The 23,730-nt window shown below is 59.5% G+C and carries 19 protein-coding genes; 7 read left to right on the forward strand and 12 right to left on the reverse strand.

Annotation, left to right across the window (positions count from 1 at the left end; all coding sequences use genetic code 11):
* Positions 1-4 precede the first annotated feature (4 nt).
* From BK660_RS09425 to BK660_RS09475, 11 genes are all read right to left on the reverse strand, one after another.
* The gene (locus BK660_RS09425; RefSeq protein ID WP_123433088.1) at positions 5-1,234 is read right to left on the reverse strand and encodes a multifunctional CCA addition/repair protein; all 1,230 of its coding nucleotides are present in this window, start codon (positions 1,232-1,234) and stop codon (positions 5-7) included.
* A gap of 63 nt (positions 1,235-1,297) precedes the next feature.
* A complete protein-coding gene (locus tag BK660_RS09430; protein ID WP_123433089.1) occupies positions 1,298-2,860 on the reverse strand; it encodes a SpoVR family protein in 1,563 nt (520 codons plus the stop codon).
* The gene (locus tag BK660_RS09435; protein WP_007947798.1) at positions 2,857-4,128 is read right to left on the reverse strand and encodes a YeaH/YhbH family protein; all 1,272 of its coding nucleotides are present in this window, start codon (positions 4,126-4,128) and stop codon (positions 2,857-2,859) included. The genes BK660_RS09430 and BK660_RS09435 overlap by 4 nt, the downstream gene beginning before the upstream one ends.
* 116 nt (positions 4,129-4,244) lie before the next feature.
* Positions 4,245-6,167 carry a PrkA family serine protein kinase gene (locus tag BK660_RS09440; RefSeq protein ID WP_123433090.1) on the reverse strand — a complete coding sequence of 641 codons (1,923 nt, stop codon included), beginning with the start codon at positions 6,165-6,167 and terminating at the stop codon, positions 4,245-4,247.
* A gap of 297 nt (positions 6,168-6,464) precedes the next feature.
* Positions 6,465-6,794 (reverse strand): thiosulfate sulfurtransferase GlpE, encoded by a 330-nt coding sequence (gene glpE, locus BK660_RS09445; protein WP_007982657.1) that lies wholly within the window; start codon positions 6,792-6,794, stop codon positions 6,465-6,467.
* A gap of 33 nt (positions 6,795-6,827) precedes the next feature.
* Positions 6,828-7,709 carry a symmetrical bis(5'-nucleosyl)-tetraphosphatase gene (locus BK660_RS09450; RefSeq protein ID WP_123433091.1) on the reverse strand — a complete coding sequence of 294 codons (882 nt, stop codon included), beginning with the start codon at positions 7,707-7,709 and terminating at the stop codon, positions 6,828-6,830.
* A complete protein-coding gene (gene apaG, locus BK660_RS09455; RefSeq protein WP_123433092.1) occupies positions 7,709-8,089 on the reverse strand; it encodes a Co2+/Mg2+ efflux protein ApaG in 381 nt (126 codons plus the stop codon). Before apaG ends, BK660_RS09450 begins: the two co-directional genes overlap by 1 nt.
* A gap of 123 nt (positions 8,090-8,212) precedes the next feature.
* Complete coding sequence (rsmA, locus tag BK660_RS09460) at positions 8,213-9,031, reverse strand: 16S rRNA (adenine(1518)-N(6)/adenine(1519)-N(6))-dimethyltransferase RsmA (protein ID WP_123433093.1); 819 nt, start codon at positions 9,029-9,031, stop codon at positions 8,213-8,215.
* A complete protein-coding gene (gene pdxA / locus BK660_RS09465; RefSeq protein WP_123433094.1) occupies positions 9,028-10,017 on the reverse strand; it encodes a 4-hydroxythreonine-4-phosphate dehydrogenase PdxA in 990 nt (329 codons plus the stop codon). The genes rsmA and pdxA overlap by 4 nt, the downstream gene beginning before the upstream one ends.
* The gene (gene surA, locus BK660_RS09470) at positions 10,014-11,336 is read right to left on the reverse strand and encodes a peptidylprolyl isomerase SurA (protein WP_185045046.1); all 1,323 of its coding nucleotides are present in this window, start codon (positions 11,334-11,336) and stop codon (positions 10,014-10,016) included. The genes pdxA and surA overlap by 4 nt, the downstream gene beginning before the upstream one ends.
* Positions 11,311-14,121 carry an LPS-assembly protein LptD gene (locus BK660_RS09475; protein WP_123433095.1) on the reverse strand — a complete coding sequence of 937 codons (2,811 nt, stop codon included), beginning with the start codon at positions 14,119-14,121 and terminating at the stop codon, positions 11,311-11,313. Before BK660_RS09475 ends, surA begins: the two co-directional genes overlap by 26 nt.
* Positions 14,122-14,251: 130 nt before the next feature.
* On the opposite strand from BK660_RS09475, the gene BK660_RS09480 reads away from it, so the two are divergent.
* The 3 genes from BK660_RS09480 to BK660_RS09490 are packed head-to-tail and all read left to right on the forward strand — an operon-like array spanning position 14,252 to position 16,708.
* On the forward strand, positions 14,252-15,271 hold the full coding sequence (locus BK660_RS09480; protein ID WP_123433096.1) for an aminoglycoside phosphotransferase family protein: 1,020 nt from the start codon (positions 14,252-14,254) through the stop codon (positions 15,269-15,271).
* On the forward strand, positions 15,268-15,939 hold the full coding sequence (gene murU, locus BK660_RS09485) for an N-acetylmuramate alpha-1-phosphate uridylyltransferase MurU (RefSeq protein WP_123433097.1): 672 nt from the start codon (positions 15,268-15,270) through the stop codon (positions 15,937-15,939). Before BK660_RS09480 ends, murU begins: the two co-directional genes overlap by 4 nt.
* A gap of 1 nt (position 15,940) precedes the next feature.
* Positions 15,941-16,708, forward strand: a complete 768-nt coding sequence (locus BK660_RS09490; RefSeq protein ID WP_123433098.1) for a TerB family tellurite resistance protein — start codon at positions 15,941-15,943, stop codon at positions 16,706-16,708.
* Between the two features lie 142 nt (positions 16,709-16,850).
* On the opposite strand, the gene BK660_RS09495 is transcribed toward BK660_RS09490, so the two are convergent.
* On the reverse strand, positions 16,851-17,843 hold the full coding sequence (locus BK660_RS09495; protein WP_123433099.1) for an alpha/beta hydrolase family protein: 993 nt from the start codon (positions 17,841-17,843) through the stop codon (positions 16,851-16,853).
* Between the two features lie 73 nt (positions 17,844-17,916).
* Between BK660_RS09495 and BK660_RS09500 the strand changes: the two genes are divergently transcribed.
* The 4 genes from BK660_RS09500 (at position 17,917) to BK660_RS09515 (ending at position 23,582) form a co-directional block, all read left to right on the forward strand.
* A complete protein-coding gene (locus tag BK660_RS09500) occupies positions 17,917-20,313 on the forward strand; it encodes a PAS domain-containing sensor histidine kinase (protein WP_123433100.1) in 2,397 nt (798 codons plus the stop codon).
* 51 nt (positions 20,314-20,364) lie between these two features.
* On the forward strand, positions 20,365-21,006 hold the full coding sequence (locus tag BK660_RS09505) for a response regulator (RefSeq protein ID WP_172825925.1): 642 nt from the start codon (positions 20,365-20,367) through the stop codon (positions 21,004-21,006).
* Positions 21,007-21,365: 359 nt separating this feature from the next.
* The gene (locus tag BK660_RS09510; protein WP_123433101.1) at positions 21,366-22,490 is read left to right on the forward strand and encodes an ABC transporter ATP-binding protein; all 1,125 of its coding nucleotides are present in this window, start codon (positions 21,366-21,368) and stop codon (positions 22,488-22,490) included.
* 48 nt (positions 22,491-22,538) lie between these two features.
* On the forward strand, positions 22,539-23,582 hold the full coding sequence (locus tag BK660_RS09515) for an ABC transporter substrate-binding protein (protein WP_123433102.1): 1,044 nt from the start codon (positions 22,539-22,541) through the stop codon (positions 23,580-23,582).
* Positions 23,583-23,730 lie beyond the last annotated feature (148 nt).

Consider the following 23,730-nt stretch of genomic DNA (forward strand, 5'->3'; position numbering starts at 1 on the left):
CTTTTCAGGCAGACGCTGCCTCTTTGTAGGCTTTCAGCGCTTTAAGCCGTTCACGCTTGATCGCCTCACCCAACTCCGGCCCCTTGAACCCCTTTTCCAGCAACGGCTGAACCGCCACGCTCCGCGCTGCCGTCGCCGCCCCGCGCAAATAATCCGCCTGTGGATAACTTCTCTGTTCCAGCCCTTTGCGCCCGCGCGCGTCCATCTCGCACGCTGCGATAAACTCCTCAAACCGCTGCGGCCGCCGGTAAACGTCAAAGCTTTGCAGCAAGTCCAGCAAGGTCGAAGGCTTCAGCTCCAGGGCGCGATGGCCGTGGGTGTGATATTGGCCGACCAGCAGCGCCAGTTCCTGACAGTCTTTCGGCGCCTTGAAGCGCTCGTTGACCGCTTTGATCAGCTTCAGGCCCGTGTGTTCATGAGCAATATGGCGTGGCCATTCTTCCTCGGGCGTCAGTCCTTTACCGAGGTCGTGCAGCAGGCAGGCCCAGCGTACGGTCAGCGGTTGTTTGTGCTGCGCCGATTGCTCAAGCACGCTCAGCGTGTGCACGCCCGTGTCGATTTCCGGGTGGTGAGCTTCGGGCTGTGGAACGCCAAACAGCGCGTCGACTTCGGGCATCAGTACCTTCAGTGCGCCGCACTCGCGTAGCACTTCAATGAACACCTGTGGCTGATCTTCCATCAATGCCCGGGAGATTTCTTTCCAGCTGCGTTCGGCGGTCAGGGCCTCCAGTTCGCCGGATTCGCTGAGTTCGCGCATCAACTCAAGCGTCTCGGGAGCGACGGTAAACCCGAGCGCCGCATAACGCGCAGCAAAGCGGGCAACGCGCAGGACTCGGAGTGGATCTTCGGCGAATGCGGGGGAAACATGACGGAGCAGACGCGCTTCAAGATCGCGCTGGCCATGGTAGGGGTCCGTCAGGTTCTGCTGATCGTCCTCAGCCATGGCATTGATTGTCAGGTCGCGACGAATCAGGTCTTCTTCGAGGGTGACTTCGGGGCTGGCGTGAAAAGTGAAACCGCCATAACCGCGTCCGCTTTTGCGTTCGGTGCGGGCGAGGGCGTATTCCTCGCCGCTTTTCGGATGAAGAAACACCGGAAAGTCCGCACCGACCGGGCGAAAACCCTTGGCGAGCATTTCTTCGGTGGTGGCGCCCACCACCACCCAATCGATATCGGTGACAGGTTTGCCGAGCAGTCGATCACGTACTGCGCCACCGACTTTATAAATCTGCATAAAAAACCTCCGTTAGCTCGACAGAATAACCGTTGCGTCGAACTTGCGGAGGTTCAAACAGGCTCAAAGATGAATGACGGCCAGGTCCAGTCGGCCGTAATCCCCCTCGCTGTGCTCGCTTCTGGGCGGTACATGGTGGGTTTTCATCACCTGATCCCCCTGCAGGGTTTCCAGGTGAATATCGAAGCCCCACAACCGGTGCAGGTGTTTGAGCACCTCCTCGGTTGATTCGCCCAGCGGCTTGCGGTCGTGTTGCTGGTGACGCAGGGTCAGGGAACGATCGCCACGCCGGTCGATGCTGTAAATCTGCACGTTGGGCTCGCGATTGCCCAGGTTGTACTGCGCTGCCAGGGTTTCACGGATGATGCGGTAGCCTTCTTCATCGTGGATCGCGGGTACGAGCAGGTCGTCCTTTTGGTCGTCATCGAGAATGCTGAACAACTTCAGGTCGCGGATCACTTTCGGTGACAGGTACTGCAGGATAAAACTCTCATCTTTGAAGCTGCTCATGGCGAACTTGATGGTCGACAGCCAGTCGGTGCCGGCAATTTCCGGGAACCAGTGGCGATCTTCATCGGTGGGTTCCTCGCACATGCGCCGGATGTCCCGGTACATGGCAAACCCGAGGGTGTAAGGGTTGATTCCGCTGTAGTAAGGGCTGTCAAAACCGGGTTGAAACACAACGCTGGTGTGGGACGTCAGGAATTCCATCATGAAGCCGTCGGTGACCAGGCCTTCGTCGTACAGGTCGTTCATCAACGTGTAGTGCCAGAACGTGGCCCAGCCTTCGTTCATCACCTGGGTCTGACGCTGTGGATAAAAGTACTGGGCGATCTTGCGCACGATCCGCACGATTTCCCGCTGCCACGGTTCCAATAGCGGCGCGTGTTTTTCGATGAAGTACAGGATGTTTTCCTGAGGTTCGGCGGGGAAGCGTGCATTGTCCTTGTCGCTGTACTTGTCCGCTCCTTTGGGAATGGTGCGCCACAGATCGTTGATCTGTTTCTGCAGGTGCTCTTCCCGATCCTTTTGCCGACGCCGTTCTTCTTCCGCGGAAATCGGGTAAGGGCGTTTGTAGCGGTCGACGCCGTAGTTCATCAGCGCGTGGCAGGAGTCGAGCAAGTCTTCCACAGCGTCGATGCCGTGGCGTTCCTCGCATTGCATGATGTACTGCTTGGCGAATACCAGGTAATCGATGATCGAACTGGCGTCGGTCCAGGTGCGGAACAGGTAATTGCCTTTGAAAAAGCTGTTGTGCCCGTAGCAGGCGTGCGCCACGACCAGCGCTTGCATGCAGATGGTGTTTTCTTCCATCAGGTAAGCGATGCACGGGTCGGAGTTGATCACGATCTCGTAGGCCAGCCCCATCTGCCCACGGCTGTAAGATTTTTCGGTGCTGAGGAAGTGTTTGCCGTAGGACCAATGGTGATAGCCCAACGGCATGCCGACAGACGCGTAGGCGTCCATCATCTGCTCGGCGGTGATCACTTCGATCTGGTTAGGGTAAGTATCGAGGGCGTAACGGGCCGCCAGGCGACTGATTTCCTTGTCGTAGGCCTGGATCAGCTCGAACGTCCATTCGGAGCCGGTGGAAATGGGTTGGCGCTTCTGCTCTTTGGCGGTCATGTCACTAACCTGCGCTGGAAGAGTTCACGGAAGACCGGGTAGATATCCCCGGCCGAGACCAGTTGCTGCTGGGCAAAAGTGTCAGAGAAGGCTTCGGCGATGCGCTCGTACTCGAACCACAGGGCCTGATGTTCGCGCGGGGTGATCTCAACGTAAGTGTAGTACTGCACGAACGGCATGATCTGGTTGATCAGAATGTCGCGGCAGATCGGTGAATCGTCGTTCCAGTTATCGCCGTCGGACGCCTGGGCGGCATAGATGTTCCATTCGTTGCTTGGATAGCGCTCGGCCATGATCTCCTGCATCAGTTTCAAGGCGCTGGAAACGATGGTGCCGCCGGTTTCGCGCGAATAGAAGAATTCTTCTTCATCCACTTCCCGGGCGCTGGTGTGGTGGCGGATGAACACGACGTCGATCTTGTCGTAGTTACGCTTGAGAAACAGGTACAGCAGGATGAAGAAGCGCTTGGCGATGTCCTTGGTCGCCTGGGTCATGGAGCCGGACACGTCCATCAGGCAGAACATTACTGCCTTGGAACTGGGGTTGGGCTGCTTGATCAGCAGGTTGTACTTGAGGTCGAACGTATCAAGAAACGGCACGCGATGAATCCGCGCACTGAGTTTTTCGATTTCGGCTTCGATTTTCTGGATATCGCCGAAATTGTCCGGTTCTTCCTGCTTGAGTCGCAGCAGTTCCTCTTTGGCTTCACGCAGTTTTGCGCGGCTGCTGCCGGACAGGGCGATGCGCCGTGCATGGGCCGAGCGCAGGGTGCGGATGATGTTGATGCGCGACGGGTTGCCTTCGTTGCTGATCCCCGCGCGTACCGTTTTGAAGGTGTCAGTGCCAGTCAGGTTGCGTTTGACCAGGTTCGGCAGCTCGAGGTCCTCGAACATGAATTCGAGGAATTCCTCCTGGGTAATCTGGAAGACGAATTCGTCCATCCCTTCGCCCGAGTTGCCTGCCTTGCCGGGCCCTCTGCCACCGCCGCCTCCGGGTGGGCGGGCAATGTGCTCGCCGCTGGTGAACTCCTTGTTGCCGGGGTGCACGACCGTTTGTTTGCCGCCACGGCCGTGGTGAAGCACCGGCTCGTCGATATCACGGCCGGGAATGCTGATCTGCTCGCCGTGTTCCATATCGGTAATGGAGCGCCGGCTGACCGCCTCTTCGACAGCCTTTTTGATGTGATCACGGTAACGTCGCAGAAACCGCTGACGGTTCACCGTGCTCTTGTTCTTGCCATTGAGACGTCGGTCGATCACATAGCTCATAGGTGGCCCTCCGGGCAGCTTCAAGTTGAGAGCTACAAGCTGCAAGTAGAAGCTGCCCGGATATCAGGGCTTACGCGCTTTTTCTTGCCGCTTGCAGCTTATGGCTTGCCGCTGCGTCATTGCGACTTCCGGACCCGTAGGTACCATTCGGAAAGAAGCCGTACCTGTTTGTCGGTGTAGCCGCGCTCGACCATCCGTGTGACGAAGTCGTTGTGCTTCTGCTGGTCCTCTTTGCTGGCCTTGGCATTGAAGCTGATGACGGGCAGCAGATCCTCGGTGTTGGAGAACATTTTCTTCTCGATGACCACCCGCAGTTTTTCGTAACTGAGCCAGGTCGGGTTCTTGCCGTTGTTGTTGGCCCGGGCGCGCAGTACGAAGTTGACGATTTCGTTGCGGAAATCCTTCGGATTGCTGATGCCGGCCGGCTTTTCAATTTTCTCCAGTTCTTCGTTCAGGGCCACACGGTTGAGGATTTCGCCGGTTTCCGGGTCGCGGTATTCCTGGTCCTGGATCCAGAAGTCTGCGTACAGCACGTAGCGATCGAAGATGTTCTGGCCGTACTCGCTGTACGACTCGAGGTAAGCGGTCTGGATCTCCTTGCCGATGAACTCGATGTAGCGCGGTGCCAGGTATTCCTTGAGGAAGCGCAGGTAGCGTTCGCGGGTTTCGGCCTGGAACTGTTCCTGTTCGATCTGTTGTTCCAGCACGTACAGCAAGTGCACCGGGTTGGCGGCGATTTCGTGCGGATCGAAGTTGAAGACCTTCGACAGGATCTTGAACGCGAAGCGGGTCGACAGACCGTTCATGCCCTCGTCGACACCGGCGTTGTCGCGGTATTCCTGGATCGACTTGGCCTTCGGATCGGTGTCCTTGAGGTTTTCACCGTCATACACGCGCATTTTCGAGTAGATGTTCGAGTTTTCCGGCTCCTTGAGGCGCGAGAGCACGGTGAACTGGGCAAGCATTTTCAAGGTGTCGGGCGCGCAATGGGCCTTGGCCAGGGAGCTGTTGAACAGCAGTTTGTCGTAAATCTTCACTTCGTCGCTGACACGCAGGCAGTACGGCACTTTGACGATGTAGATCCGGTCGATAAACGCTTCGTTGTTCTTGTTGTTACGGAAGGTGTGCCATTCCGATTCATTGGAGTGGGCCAGCAGGATCCCGGTAAACGGAATCGCGCCGAGGCCTTCGGTACTGTTGTAGTTACCTTCCTGGGTAGCCGTCAGCAATGGGTGCAGCACCTTGATCGGCGCCTTGAACATTTCGACGAATTCCATCAGGCCCTGGTTGGCCCGGCACAGTGCGCCCGAGTAGCTATAGGCGTCGGCGTCGTTCTGTGGGTATTCCTCCAGTTTGCGGATATCGACCTTACCTACCAGTGCCGAGATGTCCTGGTTGTTCTCGTCTCCCGGCTCGGTTTTGGCCACGGCGATCTGATTGAGGATCGACGGATAGAGTTTCACCACGCGGAACTGGCTGATGTCGCCGCCGAACTCGGCCAGGCGCTTGGTGGCCCATGGCGACATGATGGTGTTGAGGTAGCGCCGCGGAATGCCGAAGTCTTCTTCGAGGATCGCGCCATCTTCAGTGGCGTTGAACAGACCCAGAGGCGACTCGAATACCGGCGAACCCTTGATTGCGTAGAAGGGCACCTTCTCGATCAGTTGTTTCAGCTTCTCGGCCAGAGACGATTTACCGCCACCGACGGGGCCGAGCAGATAGAGGATTTGTTTCTTCTCTTCCAGGCCCTGAGCGGCATGGCGGAAATACGACACGATCTGGTCGATGCATTCTTCCATCCCGTGGAAGTCTTCAAAGGCCGGATAGCGGCGGATCACCTTGTTGGAAAAGATTCGCGACAGCCTCGAGTTGGTCGAGGTGTCGAGCAGCTCCGGTTCTCCGATGGCCAGCAATAGACGCTCGGCGGCGGAGGCGTAGGCGCTGCGGTCCCCTTTGCACAGCTCAAGATACTCTTGCAGCGAGAGTTCTTCCTGGCGTGTGGACTCGAAGCGTTGTTGGAAGTGGCTAAAGATACTCATGACGTCACCTCGCTCGATACGTGGAGCCGACGCCGGATCACTCAGTCGATGCTGGCAGCAACCGAACAGGCGGTCGCTGTTTACCCCCCAGAACTCTAACGGAGCTGACTACTCCGAAAGCTACTCCCGATGACCCGCGCGCCGGTGTACCGGCTCTCCCCTGTTTTGGATGGCCTGCGCTTAAGGATAGTTGCTAATTCGGGAGGTAAAGGCGAGATACGTAATTAGTTGTGGCAGACCGTTCGTCTGCCACCGCGCGAGCCCACGGGGGGCGGGGGCTCGCAGGTTACAAAAAAATTATTCGGAGGTGCCTTGCGCGGTTTCTGCAGGGTAAGTCGTACGCCACAGCTCAAAACCGCCGTCCATGCTGTAGACGTCGGAGAAACCCTGGCTGATCAGGTACGCGGCAGCGCCCTGGCTGGAATTGCCGTGGTAGCAGACCACTACGGTCGGTGCGTCCAGGTCTGCCCCCTGAATAAAGGCATGCAGCGAGTGATTGTCCAGATGCTTCGAGCCGGCGATGTGCAACGCGGCGAAAGTTGCAGGGTCGCGGACGTCTACCACCACGGCGCCTTGTTCGCGCAGGGCCTGTGCCTGTTCCGGGGGGATACGTTTGAATTCGCTCATGGCGGGCTCCTGTGGCTCGGCTGATAGCGCAGCCTAGCGCGGGGCGCTGGCTGGGGGTTGTTCGGTAAGGGTGGGGGCGACGGCGGGTTCGCTGTGGCCCTGATCGTTGCATTGGCACTGCAGGCGCTCGAAGGTGTCGACGTTCATCAGGGTCATGGCGCCGCCCCAGACACAACCGGTGTCGAGCGCGAAGATCCCCGGTTCGTCGCAGTGGCCTTCGAGGGCCGCCCAATGGCCGAAGATGATCTTCAGGTCCTTGGTCTTGCGTTCCTTGTACGTGAACCACGGCTTGTAACCCGGTAGCGCGGTGCCGACGCCTTCCTTGCTCTTGAGGTCGAGTTTGCCCTCGCTGGTGCAGAAGCGCATGCGGGTGAAATAGTTGGTGATGACGCGCAGGCGGGTCACGCCCTTGAGGTCGTTGTCCCATTTCGCCGGATCGTTGCCGTACATGCCGTCGAGGTACGGGGCGATGCGGTTGTCGTCGCGCAAGGCTTCTTCAACTTCGGCGGCGCACTTCAAGGCTTTGCGCAGCGACCACTGTGGTGGAATGCCAGCATGCACCAGTGCGATGTCGCGCTGTTCGTCGTAGTGCATGAGTTTTTGCTGGCGCAGCCACTCCAGCAGGTCCGCACAATCCGGCGCTTCAAGGATCTCGCGCAGGGTGTCGTTTTTCTTCAGGCGTTCGATGTTACGTCCGGCGGCCAGCAAGTGCAGGTCATGGTTGCCCAGGACGCACACCAGAGATTCGCGAATGCCATACAGAAAACGCAAGGTTGCCAGCGACTGCGGGCCCCGGTTGACCAGGTCGCCCACCAGCCAGAGTCGATCCTTGGCCGGATCGAAAGCCACTCGCTCTAGCAGGCATTGCAGGGGCTCGAGGCAACCCTGCAAGTCACCCACGGCGTACGTTGCCATTAGTGCAAGGCTCCGGGTACCGCCAGGCGGAATGGAGCGATGATGGCGTCGAAATGCTTACCGTCGTCGGCAATCATCTGATAGGTGCCTTGCATGGTGCCGACCGTGGTGGTCATGACCGTGCCGCTGCTGTAGGTGTGGTTTTCGCCGACCTGGATCAGCGGTTGCAAGCCTACGACGCCCGCACCCCTGACCTCCTCGACATGCCCGTTACCGTCGGTGATTACCCAGTGCCGCGACAGCAGTTTGGCCGGTAGCGCGCCATTGTTGTGCACGGTAATGGTGTACGCGAAGGCAAAGCGGTTTTGCTCAGGTTGCGATTGTTCTGCCAGATAGCGGGTGACGACGCTGACGTCGACCTGATAACGAGGATCGGACATGCAAGAGGCCTTAAAAACGAAGCGGGACGCGGGGCGTAGCTGATGGAGTTCAGTCTAGGCCAAGTACCGGGTAGTAAACCAGACATCGCGTCTGGCGTCCTACCCGATAACGCTCGTCACCTGTCAGTCGGCGGCGGGCGGGTTCAGGACTTGTTCGCTGAGCTTGTCGGCCAGGCGCACGAAGGCGGCCAGGTCGAGTTGCTCGGGACGCAGGCTGCCATCGACGCCGGCAGCTTCGATCTCGGCATTGCTCAGCAGCAACTTGAGGGTGTTGCGCAGGGTCTTGCGGCGCTGGTTGAAGGCTTCGCGAACGACGCGCTCCAGCAATTTGTGGTCTTTGGCAGGGTGCGGCAGAACCGCGTGAGGCACCAGGCGCACAATAGCCGAATCAACCTTCGGTGGCGGATTGAACGCGCCCGGGCCGACGTTGAACAGATGCTCGACCCGGCAGTGGTACTGAACCATGATCGACAAGCGACCCCAGTCACCGCCGCCAGGACCCGCCGCCATGCGCTCGACCACTTCTTTTTGCAGCATGAAGTGCATGTCGCGGATCAGGCTGGCGTTATGCAGCAGGTGAAAAATCAGCGGTGTAGAGATGTTGTACGGCAGGTTGCCGACGACGCGCAGGCTGCCCGGCGCAGCATTCAGGCTGGTGAAGTCGAACTTCAGTGCATCGCCCTGATGCAGGCTGAAGTTGCTCCGACCGGCGAACTGTTGATTGAGGATCGGGACCAGGTCCTTGTCCAGCTCTACCACGTCCAGTTGCGCGCCGCTGTTAAGCAGGCCTTGAGTCAGGGCACCCTGGCCCGGGCCGATTTCCAGCACCCGGTCTTCAGCCTTGGCATGGATGGAGCGCAGGATTTTGTCGATAACACCTGCATCGTGCAGGAAGTTCTGGCCAAAGCGTTTGCGCGCCTTGTGTTGGTAATGCTCGGTCATAAACGGGTCTCGGCCATCTGGTAGGCGGTTTCCAGGGCGACTTGCAGGCTGCCGGTGTCGATTTTTCCGCTGCCGGCCAGATCCAGGGCGGTGCCGTGGTCGACCGAGGTGCGGATGATCGGCAAGCCGAGGGTCACATTGACTGCCGCGCCGAAGCCTTTGTATTTGAGCACGGGCAGGCCCTGGTCGTGGTACATCGCCAGCACTGCGTCGCAGTGCTCCAGATATTTGGGGGTAAACAGAGTGTCGGCGGGCAGGGGGCCACGAAGGTCCATGCCTTCACCGCGCAGGCGCTCTAATGTAGGTTCGATGATGTCGATTTCTTCATGGCCCAGGTGTCCGCCTTCACCGGCGTGCGGGTTGAGCCCGCAGACCAGGATGCGTGGCTGGGCGATGCCGAATTTTTCTTGCAGGTCGGCGTGCAGAATTCGTGTGACCCGTTCCAGGCGCTCCGGTGTGATCGCATCGGCAATCTCGCGAAGGGGCAGGTGAGTGGTGACCAGCGCCACGCGCAATCCGCGTGTGGCAAGCATCATCACCACTTGGGCGGTATGGGTCAGGTCAGCGAGGAATTCCGTGTGGCCGGAGAAGGCGATCCCGGATTCGTTGATCACACCCTTGTGCACCGGGGCGGTGATCATCCCGGCGAAGTGCCCGTCCAGGCAGCCCTGGCCCGCACGGGTCAGGGTTTCCAGGACGAAAGCCGCATTGGCCTTGTCCAAATGGCCGGCGACGACCGGCGCATTGAGCGGTGTATCCCAGACATACAAACTGTTCGCAGGCGCAGGCACATCCGGCCAACTGTCCGGCGTTACCGCCAGCAGATCGACAACCACACCCAGCTGCGCGGCCCGCTCAAGGAGCAGGTCACGGCTGGTAATGGCAATCAGGGGGTGTGGCTGGGCTTGCGAGGCGAGCAGCAGGCACAGGTCAGGACCTATGCCGGCCGGTTCGCCGGGTGTCAGCGCGAAACGCTTGGGTTTCACTGCGTTGCCTGGTCTGCACCAGGGAGTTTGATCTCTACGTACGCTTCGTCACGGATCTGACGCAGCCAGGTTTGCAGCTCTTCGTCGTATTTGCGGTTACGCAATACGGTCATAGCCTGTTGCTCGCGAGCCTGGGCAGTGCTGTCGGTAGCGCGGCGGCCCAGCACTTCCAGAACGTGCCAGCCGTACTGGGTCTTGAATGGCTTGGACAGCTGACCTTGCGGGGTCTTGGCCATCACTTCGCGGAACTCGGGCACCAGTACGTTCGGGTCGATCCAGTTCAGGTCACCGCCGTTGAGCGCAGAACCCGGGTCTTCCGAGTAGCTCTTGGCCAGTTCGCTGAAGTCTTCACCGGCTTCGATACGCGCGTAGAGCGACTCGACCAGGGCTTTGGTTTTCGCTTCGTCGCGGATCGGGCTTGGTTTGACCAGGATGTGGCGCACGTGCACCTCATCTCGCGTCTGGGTTGCACCGCCACGCTTGTCGAGGATCTTCAGGATGATGAAGCCACCCGGTGTACGCATCGGCTGGGTAACTTCGCCAACGGTCATGGTGCTCAACATGCGATCGAACGGAGGTGGCAATTGAGCTGCTTTACGCCAGCCCATGTCGCCGCCTTCCAGTGCGGTTTCGCTGGCAGATTTGGCGATGGCCAACTGACCGAAGTCAGCGCCTTGCTTGAGTTGCTGGTAAACCGCGTCAGCCTGTTTGGCCGCATTCTGAATCGCGTCGGAGTTGGCGCTTTCCGGCGTAGGAATCAGGATGTTGGCCAGACGGAACTCTTCGGACAATTGCATCTTGCCAAGGTCGGAGGCGAGGAAGTTCTTCACTTCCTGCTCGGACACCTGGATGCGCTCGGCCACACGGCGTTGACGCACACGGCTGATGACCATTTCACGGCGAATCTGTTCACGGGCGTCGTCGTAAGACAGACCGTCGTGAGCCAGCGCGGCGCGGAATTGATCCACCGACATGTTGTTGCGCTGGGCAATGGTGCCCACCGCCTGGTTCAGTTCTTCATCGGTAATGCGGATGCCCGAACGCTCGCCGATCTGCAGTTGCAGGTTTTCGACGATCAGGCGCTCAAGCACCTGCTGCTCCAGCACGCTGGCTGGAGGCACGGCAGAACCGCGCTTGGCGATCGTTGCCTGAACTTCATGAACGCGTTGGTCCAGTTGGCTCTGCATGACCACGTCGTTGTCGACGATGGCCACCACTTTGTCGATGGACTGTACGGCGGCGTTAGCCGCGGTACCCAGGAACAGCGCGCCCAGCAGCAGCGGGCGCAGACAATCAGAAAGCTTGGTCTTCACGTTCACGATAACCTTGGATGCCTTTGTCGAGGAAGCTCTCTACTTTGGCGCCGGTGAGGCCGCCGAGACCTTTCAGAACGATTTGTAGGAAGACGCCGTGGTCGCCTTTTTCGTTTTGTGGAGCTTGCTGACTGAACTCGTCATAGGAAACCCAGTAACGGTTGATCAGGCGCAATTTCCAGCAGCAGTTGTCGTACTCGAAACCACCAAAGGCTTCCAGGGTACGGTCGCGGTTGTAGTCATACTGCCAGCGGCTGATAACGTTCCATTGAGGCACGACCGGCCAGATGACCGAGAAGTCATGCTGCTGGATCTTGTAGTAATCCTTCACGAAGTCCGGCGAGCCTGGGGTGCCGTAGTCGCCGCCGAACTGCCATTGACCGGTGTTCTGGTTATAGATCACCTGGTCGTTACGATAGCGATAGCCAGCGTTGATGACCTTGTTCGGGTTGTCTTCAGGCTGGTAGTGGAACATCGCGCTACCCGAACGAGGGCTGCGGCTGTCCGGGTCCCAGTTGTAGTCGGCCGTGGTGCGCCAGTCGCGGTTCCAGCGGTATTCGTATTCCAGTGCATACGGCGAAACGTTGGCTTGAGCTTCGGCACGGGTTTTTGCATCGATACCCGGCAACTGGACTTCGCGGTCCTTGAAGTACATCGCTTGGCCCACGCTGATGCGTTGACGTTCAAAGCCGTCGTCTTCGATCCAGCGGTTGGTGATACCCAACGACAGTTTGTTCTCGTCGCCGACACGGTCGGAACCAGAGAAACGGTTGTCCCGGAACAGCGATGCATAGCTGAAGGTGTATTCGCCAGTGTCAAAAACAGGAATGTCTGTCTGGTCTTTCTCTGGCACATAGAGGTAGTACAGGCGCGGCTCAAGGGTCTGGCGATAGTTTTTGCCGAACCATTGAGTGTTGCGGTCGAAGTACAAACCACTGTCGATGCTGGCAATCGGCACGCCACGATTCTGGTTGCTGTCGAAATTACCATTGAAGTTTTCAGTCCCGGCTGCAGCGGCGGCTTGATCCTGAGCCACGATCTGGTTTTTGCCGATACTGTCCAGATCCAGTTGGTACTGGGTGTATTGGTACTTGAGCTTCGGCTTCACGAAACCATAAGTCCAGTCGAGCGGCAGGCTGACGGCTGGCGCCAGGTTGAGTCGATCGCCGTTGGCGCGGGCCAGGCCTTGAACGTTAGTGTCCAGGCGTGGGGTTACGTTGCCGTCCTCATCGCTGTACGTGCCGTTTTGCAGATCTCGATCGAACCGCACGATTTCGGTGTCGTAGGTGAAATCCAGGCCGCCTGGATGATCCGGTAGCGCACCGTTGAAGGTGATTTGCGGCAAGCGATCATACGGCGTGATGTTGGCAACGGTCGCCAGCTGATACGCCTGGGCGTTGATGCGGGCGACATAGTTGTCACCGCGATAGCTGACGGAGCCCTGCTGGTTCACGTAGTCAGCGCTTTTCACGCCAATCTGGTCGGTCTGCAGATCCTGGAAGTAGTAAGGATCGCTGATCTTGGTGTAGTCGACTTGCGTGAGGACACGCTCATCCAGACCACCCTTGTGCTGCCAGTTGTACATGTAGCGTTCTTTCTGGAAATCGGTCTGCTTGTCGCGCTCATCGCTTTCGTCGTTGAGGAACGCCGCACCGAACTGACCTTCGCTGGACTTGGTCAGGTAGCGGAATTCGCCTTCCATCAACAAGCCATGCTTTTCCATGTAACGCGGGTACAACGTGGCATCGTAGTTCGGCGCCAGGTTGAAGTAATACGGGGTGACCAGCATGAAGCCGGTATCGCTGCCGGTGCCGATGGTCGGCGGCAGGAAGCCCGACTGGCGACGGTCGTCGATCGGGAAGTAGATGTACGGCGTGTACAGGACAGGAATGTCCTTGACCCGCAGTGTCACGTTGGTCGCGGTGCCGAAGCCGGTCGCCGGGTTCAGGGTGATGTTGTTACCCTTGAGCTGCCAGGCGTTGCTGTTCGGTTCGCACGTGGTGTACGTACCATCCTTGAGGCGGATGATCGCGTTTTCAGCACGCTTGGCGTACAGCGCGTTACCGCGGATACGGGATTTGTGCATCACGTATTCGGCGTTGTCGACCTTGGCTTCACCGGTGTCGAGCTGCACGTCGGCGTGGTCGCCGACGATCAGTGCGCCGTTGTCGCGGATGCGCACGTCGCCATTGAGTTCGGCGCGGCTCTCGGCCTGATACAGGCTGGCCTCGTCGGACTCGACCTGCATGCTGCCCTGACGCAACACGACGTCACCGGCCAGCGTGCCGACCTGATCTTCGGTGTTGTAGCGCGAGGCCTTGGCGCCGATAAAGGTCGGTGCGTCACTTTTATTCGTCTTGTCATTCATGCCAGGACGAATCGGTTCGATATAGGAACCAGAGCAATAAGGACCGGTTTCGGCCAATTGCGCGGCAGTGAGGTTCTCGCGTGGAACCCAGTCGAGGTGACTGTAGTCTGCACTACGCGACTTCATGCCGCGGCCCTTGGACTCGGTAACGAGTGCAGGCTTGGCTTCGGTGCTTTCGCTGGAACCGCTCTCGGCTGCCGCTTCGCCAGTGGCAGAGACGGCGCTGCCTTCATGGACGGGGCGCGGTGGCAATGCCGCCGCCGGCGATTTTGGCGCACAGTTCCAGGCACCCGAAGCAGAGACTGAGCAGTCATACTGTTCCGCGGCGACCACGAATGAAGTGGCTAGGGGTTGCAGGGCCAGCAGACTGCCGGTAACCAACAACGGAAATTTTTTACGAAACGCGGGGGATTTCAATGCCATCTTATTAGTCCGGGCTTCCTGCGTGCCATCTGCCCGCGGTGTGGGCCGCACGCCTCTCGATGGTCTGAAAAAGATGCTGGATAATAAAGCATGACCCGCTTGACGGCTAGCGCCGTCGGAGACCCTTGCAATGCCTGACCAAGATGTACGTTTGCAACACCTGAAAGTTTGGCTCGATGAGCAGTTGGCGATTCTCTTTGCAGAACAGGGCTGGGGCGCCGTACCCCCGGCCACGTTGACCGCGGCCAGTAGCGACGCGAGTTTTCGGCGCTATTTCCGCTGGGAAGGCGAGGGCAAAAGTTTCATTGTGATGGACGCTCCACCGCCCCAGGAAAACTGCAAACCCTTCGTGGATATCGCTTTTTTGCTGGCGAAATCCGGAATAAATGTGCCGAAAATTTATGCCGAAGACCTCGAGCGCGGTTTTCTTTTGCTCAATGACCTGGGCAACAAGACTTATCTCGACGTGATCGACAGCGAAAATGCCGACGATTTGTTCAACGATGCCCTGCAAGCACTGTTGGCTTTTCAACAATTGCCGATGGTTGCGCCGCTGCCAAGTTATGACGTCGCACTGTTGCGTCGCGAACTGGAACTGTTCCCCGACTGGTACGTAAAACACGAGCTGGGCATCGAGTTCGACGCGGCGCAGAAAATGCTCTGGCAGAACGTCACCGATCTGTTGATCGATAGCGCCCTGGCCCAGCCCAAAGTCCTGGTGCACCGCGACTACATGCCACGCAACCTGATGCTTAGCGAACCGAATCCGGGTGTGCTGGATTTCCAGGACGCGGTGTACGGTCCCGTGACCTACGACGTGACCTGCCTGTTCAAGGACGCCTTCCTCAGCTGGCCTGAAGAGCGTGTGCGCGGCTGGCTCGAAACTTACTGGCAGCAAGCCGCAACCCTCGACATTCCGGTTCAACCGGACTTCGAAGAGTTTCTGCGTGCCAGCGACCTGATGGGCGTGCAGCGTCACCTGAAAGTCATCGGCATCTTTGCCCGCATCTGCCATCGCGACGGCAAGCCGCGCTACCTCGCCGACGTGCCGCGCTTCTTCGCCTATATAGAGGCTGTGATCGCCCGCCGCCCTGAACTGGCCGAGCTGGATGTATTGCTGCTGAGTCTGCGTGCCGGAGCGAATGCATGAAAGCAATGATTCTGGCGGCCGGCAAGGGCGAGCGCATGCGCCCGTTGACCCTGACCACCCCCAAACCGCTGATTCGCGCCGGCGGCGTCCCATTGATCGAGTACCACCTTCGCGCCCTGGCGGCGGCCGGGTTCACCGAGATCGTGATCAACCACGCCTGGCTCGGTCAGCAGATCGAAGACTATCTGGGCGACGGTTCGCGCTATGGCGTCAGCATTCAGTACTCGCCTGAAGGCGAGCCGCTGGAAACCGGCGGCGGGATTTTCCGCGCACTGCCGTTGCTGGGGGACGAGGCCTTTGTGGTGGTCAATGGTGACATCTGGACCGACTACGACTTCAGCGTGTTGCACCAACCCATCAACGGGCTGGCTCACCTGGTGCTGGCGGATAACCCGGCCCATCACCCGACGGGTGATTTCACCTTGCTCGACGGGCACGTGCATGACGGTCGACCGGATACCGCGACCCTGACTTACAGCGGCATCGCGGTGCTGCATCCGCAACTGTTCGACGGCTGTTCGGACGGGGCCTTCAAGCTGGCGCCGCTGTTGCGCAAAGCCATGGCCGAGGGGCAAGTCACGGGTGAGCGCTTGAAAGGCCATTGGGTGGATGTCGGTACGCACGAACGCCTGGCCGACGTTGAAACCCTGATAGAAGCGAGCCGCTGAGATGCTGTGGCCAGGGACTCTGATCGGAGCCGGAGCAGGCTTTGCCATAGCCAGCATTCCGGGGGCCATGCTCGGCGCCTTGTTGGGGCAGGCGCTGGATCGGCGCTTGCACCTGCAAAGCTTTGGGCACTTGCTGGAAAAGCTCGGCGGTCGTCCGATGCTGCGCAATGACGAACTGCTGTTCGTGTTGCTGGGGCGCTTGGCCAAGAGTGACGGGCGAGTGGTGGATGGCCACATCCAGCAGGCCCGCCAGGAAATGCGTGCTTTGGAGATGACGGATTCGGCGCAGCGGCGTGCCATTGCGGCGTTCAATCGCGGCAAGTCCGGCAATGACCGGTTACGCGGTTATCTGCGGCGTTTGAGTGCTCAACCGCATGCGGCGGAAGGTGTGTTGCGCGCCTGTTGGCGGATGGTCTGGGCCGATGGCCGTGCTGGCAGTCATGAGCGCGAGCTGATTGCCCAGTGGGGCAAGTGGCTGGGCTGGACGCCGCATCAGGTTCAGGCGCTGGCCGCCGATTACGAGCAGCACAAGCGGCCGCAGGTCAGCAGCGCGATCACTTATCAGGATGCGTTGCGGCTGTTGGGCGTGTCGGCAACCAGTGAGCCGGCGCAGATCAAGCGCGCTTATCGACGCCTGCTGAGTCGTCATCACCCGGACAAGATTGCCGGCAGTGGGGCGACGGCCTTGCAAGTGCGTGAGGCAACGGACAAGACGCGTGAATTGCATGCGGCTTATACGTTGATTCGTGAGCGGCGGGATTTTCGGTAGCTAGTAAGAGTTATTTCGCCCGGGATGCCGCCTTCGCGAGCAAGCCCGCTCCCACATTTGATCTCCGTCCCACACAGATTCTGTGCCAACTGTAGATTTAATGTGGGAGCGGGCTTGCTCGCGAATGGGGCAACTCGGTCTATCAGTCCGCCACGTTCTGCGGATTCAACCAGCCGCGCACCCGGCGCACCAGTTGCTCCTGCTCGGCCTTGGCATCCCCCGGCAGTGCCTTGAGCGCCACCTGACTGAACGCCGACGTCTTCAACCGTTTGCTGGCCTGCATGCGTTCCAGCGCCGCTTTGCGATCCAGCGGCTTATCCACATAGAAAAGGTCAGCAGTCGGCAGCTTCAATGTCGGCGTCAGTTCCGCCAGTTCAGGCTTTGCCGTCACCGGTGTCTGGGCCGCGACCATCACAAACTTTTCCACTTGCGGCGGCTGTCTCTCGCTCAGATAACGCGCCGCCCAATAAGCGCCAGTGCCATGGCCCAGCACGACAATGCTGCGAGCACTTTGCTGTTCGGCATAAGCGATGGCGGCGTCGATGCGCGCGAAGATGCGCTCGGCGTCGGCCTTGGATTGTTCTTCGGTTGTTTCGGCGATGGCCTTGTCGGCCACTTCCGCTTCGCCACCGGCGGCCTGCTCTATAGGCGCTGCGGTGGTGGAATCCTTGCTGCCGGTCTCCGGTGCTTTAGGCGCCGGCGCGACTTCGACGATGCGTGGTGCAATGGCGTCGCTTTGCAGGTCCGGCAAGGTGATACTCAGGCTGCTCCATTTGGCGTCCGGCAATTGACGGCGCAAAGGACCGATTGCTTGCGGCCAGTCAACAGTTTCACCAGCGCCGGGGATGATAATCACCGCGCCCTTGGGCTCGGCGGTGTTGGCCGGCTTCCACAAGGCGAGAAAAGTGTCAGTGCCGGCTTGCAACTGTTGCTGTTCCTGAACGGGGACTTTTCGCTCAAGTGCTGTCGCTTCTTCCTGACTACGCTCAGGCAATGGCTGGCGTTCGACCGGTTTTTCTTCTGCGGGGTTTTCTGCCGTGGCAGGGGCCGGGTCGGCGGCCTCGACGGAAAAGGCACAAGGCAGGATCAGCGACAGGCACAATGCTGGCAGTGCCAGGCGGTAGACAGGGGGCATCGGATATTCCAGGCCAGAAGTGATTCCGGCAGCCTAATGGGTTAGTCAGTGTTTGTCAGTGTGTGAGATTTCGATGATGCGTTTTCGCTGCCTGTGGGTTATCGGCTGTTTGTGGTTTCCCTTGATGGGGTGGGCGGCGTCCGCGCCACCGGGGCATGCCGCGCCCTTGTCACCTGAGCAACAACAATGGCTCGCAACCCATGACGAATTGCGCGTCGGTGTAGTGTTGCAGGCACCTTATGCTCAATACGATCGCCGTTTGCAGCGCTTGTCCGGGGTCAATGTAGAGTTGATGAAATGGCTGGCCAGTGCGCTCAAGGTCGAGCTCAGCTGGCGCAACTTCCCGGATGTCGCGCAACTGGAAGACGCTGCGCGCGAGGGTGAAATCGACATCGCCGTAGGGCTGACGCAAACCCCGGCCGGTTTGCGCCTGTGGCAATTTAGCGACCCGTACATGCGCGTTCCGCAACTGGTGGTCAGTGATGAAAAAGGCACCGGTGTCGTGGAACTGGAGAAACTCGACAGCCAGACCCGCGTCGCGGTGCGCATGCCCAGCGCGACCGCCGATTATCTGCGCAGCAACTATCCCCATCTGAACCTGCAAGGCGTACCCATCGAGCGCCAGGCGCTGCAATTGTTGCTCAGTCAGCAGGCCGGCTACGCCGTGGTCGACGAGGCGCAGCTGGGGCGTTTGTCCGCCGAACCCGAGTTCGCCGGCCTGGTCGTGGTAGGCGACATCGGCCTGCCGCAATTGCTGCGCGTGGCCACTCGCCGGGACTGGCCGGAGTTGGCCAGCATTGTCGAAAGCGCGCTGCGGGCAATCCCGGCCAAGGACCTGGAGCAACTGCACAACCAATGGCTACAACCCAAGTATCCGCGACTGACCGAGTCCCCCGGTTTCTGGCAAAACCTTTGCCTGCTGTTCGCCGTCATGTTGTTGAGCAGCATGGCCATCGTGTTTTGGCAGCGGCGGCAACAGCACAGTCTGGAGGCGCGCCTGTTAGCCGCGCGTGAAGACATAGCGTTGCGCGAAGCCAGCGAAGAGGCGTTGCGCCTGACGCAGTTTTCCATCGATCAGAGCACCGTCGGCATTCTCTGGGTCAACTGGGACAGCCATGTGCGCTACGCCAACCGCGCGGCCGAAAACATGCTCGGCTACGCCCCGGGCGGGATCCTCGATCGGCCACTGATTGACTTCGACCCTGGCCTGCACATGGACCGCTGGTTGAATCTGTGGAAACGCGCACGGGCCAGTGACGACGGACCGCAAAGCTTCGAAACCCACTGCGTGCGGGCCGATGGCAGTATTTTGCCGACGGATGTCTCGTTGAGCTTCATGCGCTTTCGTGATGGCGAATACCTGGTGGTCTACCTCAATGACGTCACCGAGCGCCGCCGCGCGTTGGCCGCGTTGCAGGAAAGCGAGGCGCGTTTGCAGGGGATCGCGGCCAACGTTCCGGGACTGGTCTTTCGCCTGGAACGCGCACCGGTGACAGGGCAGATCGACTTTGCCTACATCAGTGAAGGCAGTGAAACCCTGGTGGGGTACTCGCCGGCCACCCTGGCCCATCGCGACAAAGGCCTGCGCAGTCTGGTGCATCCGGACGACAAGGCCAGCTATCACCAGACGCAGGATCATGCGCTGGACACCGACAGTGACTGGTCGTGGCAAGGACGAATCCTCACCCGTTCAGGCGAACAGCGTTGGGCCGAGATCAAGGCCATCACCCGTAAGCTCGAAGATGGCGCTTACGTCTGGGACGGTATCGTCTGGGACATCAGCGAGAGCAAGCGCATCGAACTGGAACTGGCCAGCTCCCGCGAACAGTTGCGTGAACTGTCGGCGCACCTGGAAAGCGTGCGGGAAGAGGAGAAGGCGCGCATCGCCAGGGAAGTTCATGACGAACTGGGCCAAATGCTGACCGTGCTCAAACTGGAAACGTCCATGTGCGAATTGGCCTACGCGCAACTCGACCCGGGCCTGAACGAACGCTTGAACAGCATGAAACGCTTGATCGCCCAGTTGTTCCAGTTGGTGCGCGACGTGGCGACGGCGCTGCGACCTCCGATTCTCGACGCCGGCATCGCTTCCGCCATCGAATGGCAGGCCCGGCGTTTCGAGGCGCGCACGCAGATTCCGTGTCTGGTGCAGGTGCCGGAGAATCTGCCGGTGCTCAGCGATGCCAAGGCGATTGGTTTGTTCCGGATCCTTCAGGAAGCCCTGACCAATGTCATGCGCCATGCCCAGGCGCATACTGTTGAACTGTCACTGACGCTGGAAGGCGACGAGTTGTGTCTGACGGTCAGTGATGATGGCGTAGGATTTGTTCCCGCGACGGGCAGGCCGACCTCCTTTGGGGTGGTGGGCATGCGTGAGCGGGTGTTGATCATGGGTGGACGGTTGACGCTTGAGAGCGAGCCGGGGGAGGGCACGACCCTGAGTGTGCGGGTGCCGCTGGATGCAGCCTGATTTTTTGTAATGACTTTGCTCTCGAATGATCTTGGCTCTGACATAAGAAGAATGGAGAAGAACGTGATCCGTGTACTGGTAGCCGAAGACCACACCATCGTCCGTGAAGGCATCAAGCAATTGATCGGCCTGGCCAAGGATTTGCTGGTGGTGGGGGAGGCGAGCAATGGCGAGCAATTGCTCGAAACCTTGCGGCACGTGCCGTGTGAGGTGGTATTGCTCGACATCTCCATGCCAGGGGTGAATGGCCTGGAGGCGATTCCGCGGATTCGTGCGCTGAACAATCCGCCCGCCATCCTTGTGTTGTCGATGCACGACGAAGCGCAAATGGCCGCGCGGGCGTTGAAGGTCGGCGCAGCGGGTTACGCGACCAAGGACAGTGATCCGGCCCTGCTGCTGACTGCGATTCGTAAAGTGGCGGCAGGCGGGCGCTACATCGACCCGGACCTCGCCGACCGCATGGTCTTCGAAGTTGGCCTGACCGATTCGCGGCCGTTGCATTCATTGCTGTCGGAACGCGAGTTTTCGGTGTTCGAACGCCTGGCCCAAGGCGTCAACGTCAACGACATCGCCCAACAACTGGCCCTGAGCAGCAAAACCATCAGCACCCACAAGGCGCGGCTGATGCAGAAACTCAACATCACCTCGCTGGCGGAACTGGTGAAGTACGCGATGGAGCACAAACTCCTCTAAAACCCACCGCCGTCCACTGTGGGAGCGGCGGTGCGACGATTCGACTTGCTCGCGAAGGGGCCATGTCAGTCGACATCAATTTCGCCTGATCCACCGCTTTCGCGAGCAAGCCCGCTCCCACAGGGTTTTTGGTGGCATGTCCAATTGCGACATGCTTCCAACGCTGCTTTTGCCGGTTCTTGCGGCTTGTAGCTGACAGCTTGCCGCTGCGTTTGTCAAAACGCGCCATCCTTGTAGGGCAATCCCTACCCCAAACCTTCCATTCGGCTGAGGCGATTCTCTCCTGCGCCCCGATTTGCGTGGTCGGCAGGGTCCACTAGGCTTAGTCCACAGCAGTCATCAACAACAAAGGTGTGGGTATGAGCCAGGTCGATTCAAGCGCAGGGGCCAGTGACATTCTGGTCAGCTTTCGTGGAGTGCAGAAAAGCTACGACGGCGAGAACCTGATCGTCAAAGACCTCAACCTGGACATTCGCAAAGGCGAATTCCTCACCTTGCTCGGGCCGTCCGGCTCCGGCAAGACCACCAGCCTGATGATGCTCGCCGGTTTTGAAACACCGACCGCAGGCGAGATCCTGCTGGCCGGGCGCGCCATCAACAACGTGCCGCCACACAAGCGTGACATTGGGATGGTATTCCAGAACTACGCGTTGTTCCCGCACATGACCGTCGCCGAGAACCTCGCGTTCCCACTGACCGTGCGCGGCCTGAACAAGAGCGATGTCAGCGACAAGGTCAAGAAAGTCCTGAGCATGGTCCAGCTCGACGCCTTTGCTCAGCGCTACCCGGCACAACTGTCCGGCGGTCAGCAACAGCGTGTGGCCCTTGCCCGTGCCTTGGTGTTCGAACCGCAGCTGGTGCTGATGGACGAACCCCTCGGCGCACTCGATAAACAACTGCGCGAACACATGCAGATGGAGATCAAGCACCTGCACCAGCGCCTCGGCGTGACCGTGGTCTACGTGACCCACGACCAGGGCGAAGCCCTGACCATGTCCGACCGTGTAGCGGTGTTCCACCAGGGCGAGATCCAGCAGATCGCACCGCCGCGCACCCTTTACGAAGAACCGAAAAACACCTTCGTCGCCAACTTCATCGGTGAGAACAACCGCCTCAACGGCCGCCTGCACAGCCAGACCGGTGATCGCTGCATCGTTGAACTGAGTCGCGGCGAAAAAGTGGAAGCGCTGGCGGTCAACGTCGGCAAGACCGGTGAGCCGGTCACGCTGTCGATTCGTCCCGAGCGCATCAGCCTCAACGGTTCAAGCGAGTCATGCGTCAACCGCTTCTCAGGGAGGGTGGCGGAATTCATCTATCTGGGCGATCACGTCCGGGTTCGCCTGGAAGTCTGCGGCAAGACCGACTTCTTCGTGAAACAACCGATTGCCGAGCTCGATCCCGCGCTGGCTGTCGGCGACGTGGTACCGCTTGGCTGGCAGGTCGAACACGTTCGCGCGCTCGATCCACTTTTAGAGGCGCATTAATCGCCCCGGCAATACCAACACCAACCCTGCACGTGGAGAGAACAATAAATGTTGAGATCCCTGAAATTCACCGCCCTGGTCATGGGCATGATCGGTGCGGCACACGCGATGGCGGCGGGCCCGGACCTGACCGTGGTGTCCTTTGGCGGGGCGAACAAGGCTGCGCAGGTCAAAGCCTTCTACGCACCGTGGGAAGCGGCAGGCAACGGCAAGATCGTGGCGGGCGAGTACAACGGCGAAATGGCCAAGGTCAAAGCCATGGTCGACACCAAGAGCGTGTCCTGGGACCTGGTAGAAGTTGAATCGCCAGAACTGTCCCGTGGTTGCGACGAAGACATGTTCGAGCAGCTGGATCCGAAGCTGTTCGGCAAAACCGAAGACTACGTCAAAGGCGCTATCCAGCCGTGCGGCGTGGGTTTCTTCGTGTGGTCGACCGTGCTGGCCTACAACGCCGACAAACTGGCTTCCGCGCCAACCAGCTGGGTGGATTTCTGGGACACCAAGAAATTCCCGGGCAAGCGTGGCCTGCGTAAAGGCGCCAAGTACACCCTGGAATTCGCACTGATGGCTGACGGCGTTGCGCCCAAAGACGTCTACAAAGTGCTGGCCGGCAAGGACGGTCAGGACCGCGCGTTCAAGAAACTCGATGAGCTGAAGCCAAGCATCCAGTGGTGGGAAGCCGGCGCACAGCCGCCGCAGTACCTCGCCTCGGGTGATGTGGTCATGAGCTCGGCCTACAACGGTCGGATTGCTGCCGTGCAGAAAGAAAGCAACCTGAAAGTCGTGTGGAACGGCGGCATCTACGACTTCGACGCATGGGCGATTCCAAAAGGTCTGGACAAGGCACGTGCTGAAGCGGCGAAGAAATTCATCGCGTTCTCGGTGATGCCGCAGCAGCAGAAGACCTACTCGGAAAACATCGCTTACGGCCCGGCCAATACTCAAGCCGTACCGTTGCTGTCCAAGGACGTCCTGAAAGACATGCCGACCACTCCGGAAAACATCGCCAACCAAGTGCAGATCGACGTCAGCTTCTGGGCTGACAACGGCGAGCAACTTGAGCAGCGCTTCAACTCCTGGGCTGCGAAGTAACCAGAAGGCTCGCCCTCTTGTGAGGGCGAGCCTTTGTGGTGAGGGGGCTTGTCGGAATGCCGCATCACCCCGTTGGGTCGCGAAGCGGCCCTAAAACCTGCAACCGAGATGTATCAGGTACGCAGGATGCAATGGTTTCACGGCTGCT

This window comes from Pseudomonas brassicacearum, from assembly GCF_003732265.1.
GTDB classification, from domain to species: domain Bacteria; phylum Pseudomonadota; class Gammaproteobacteria; order Pseudomonadales; family Pseudomonadaceae; genus Aquipseudomonas; species Aquipseudomonas brassicacearum_D.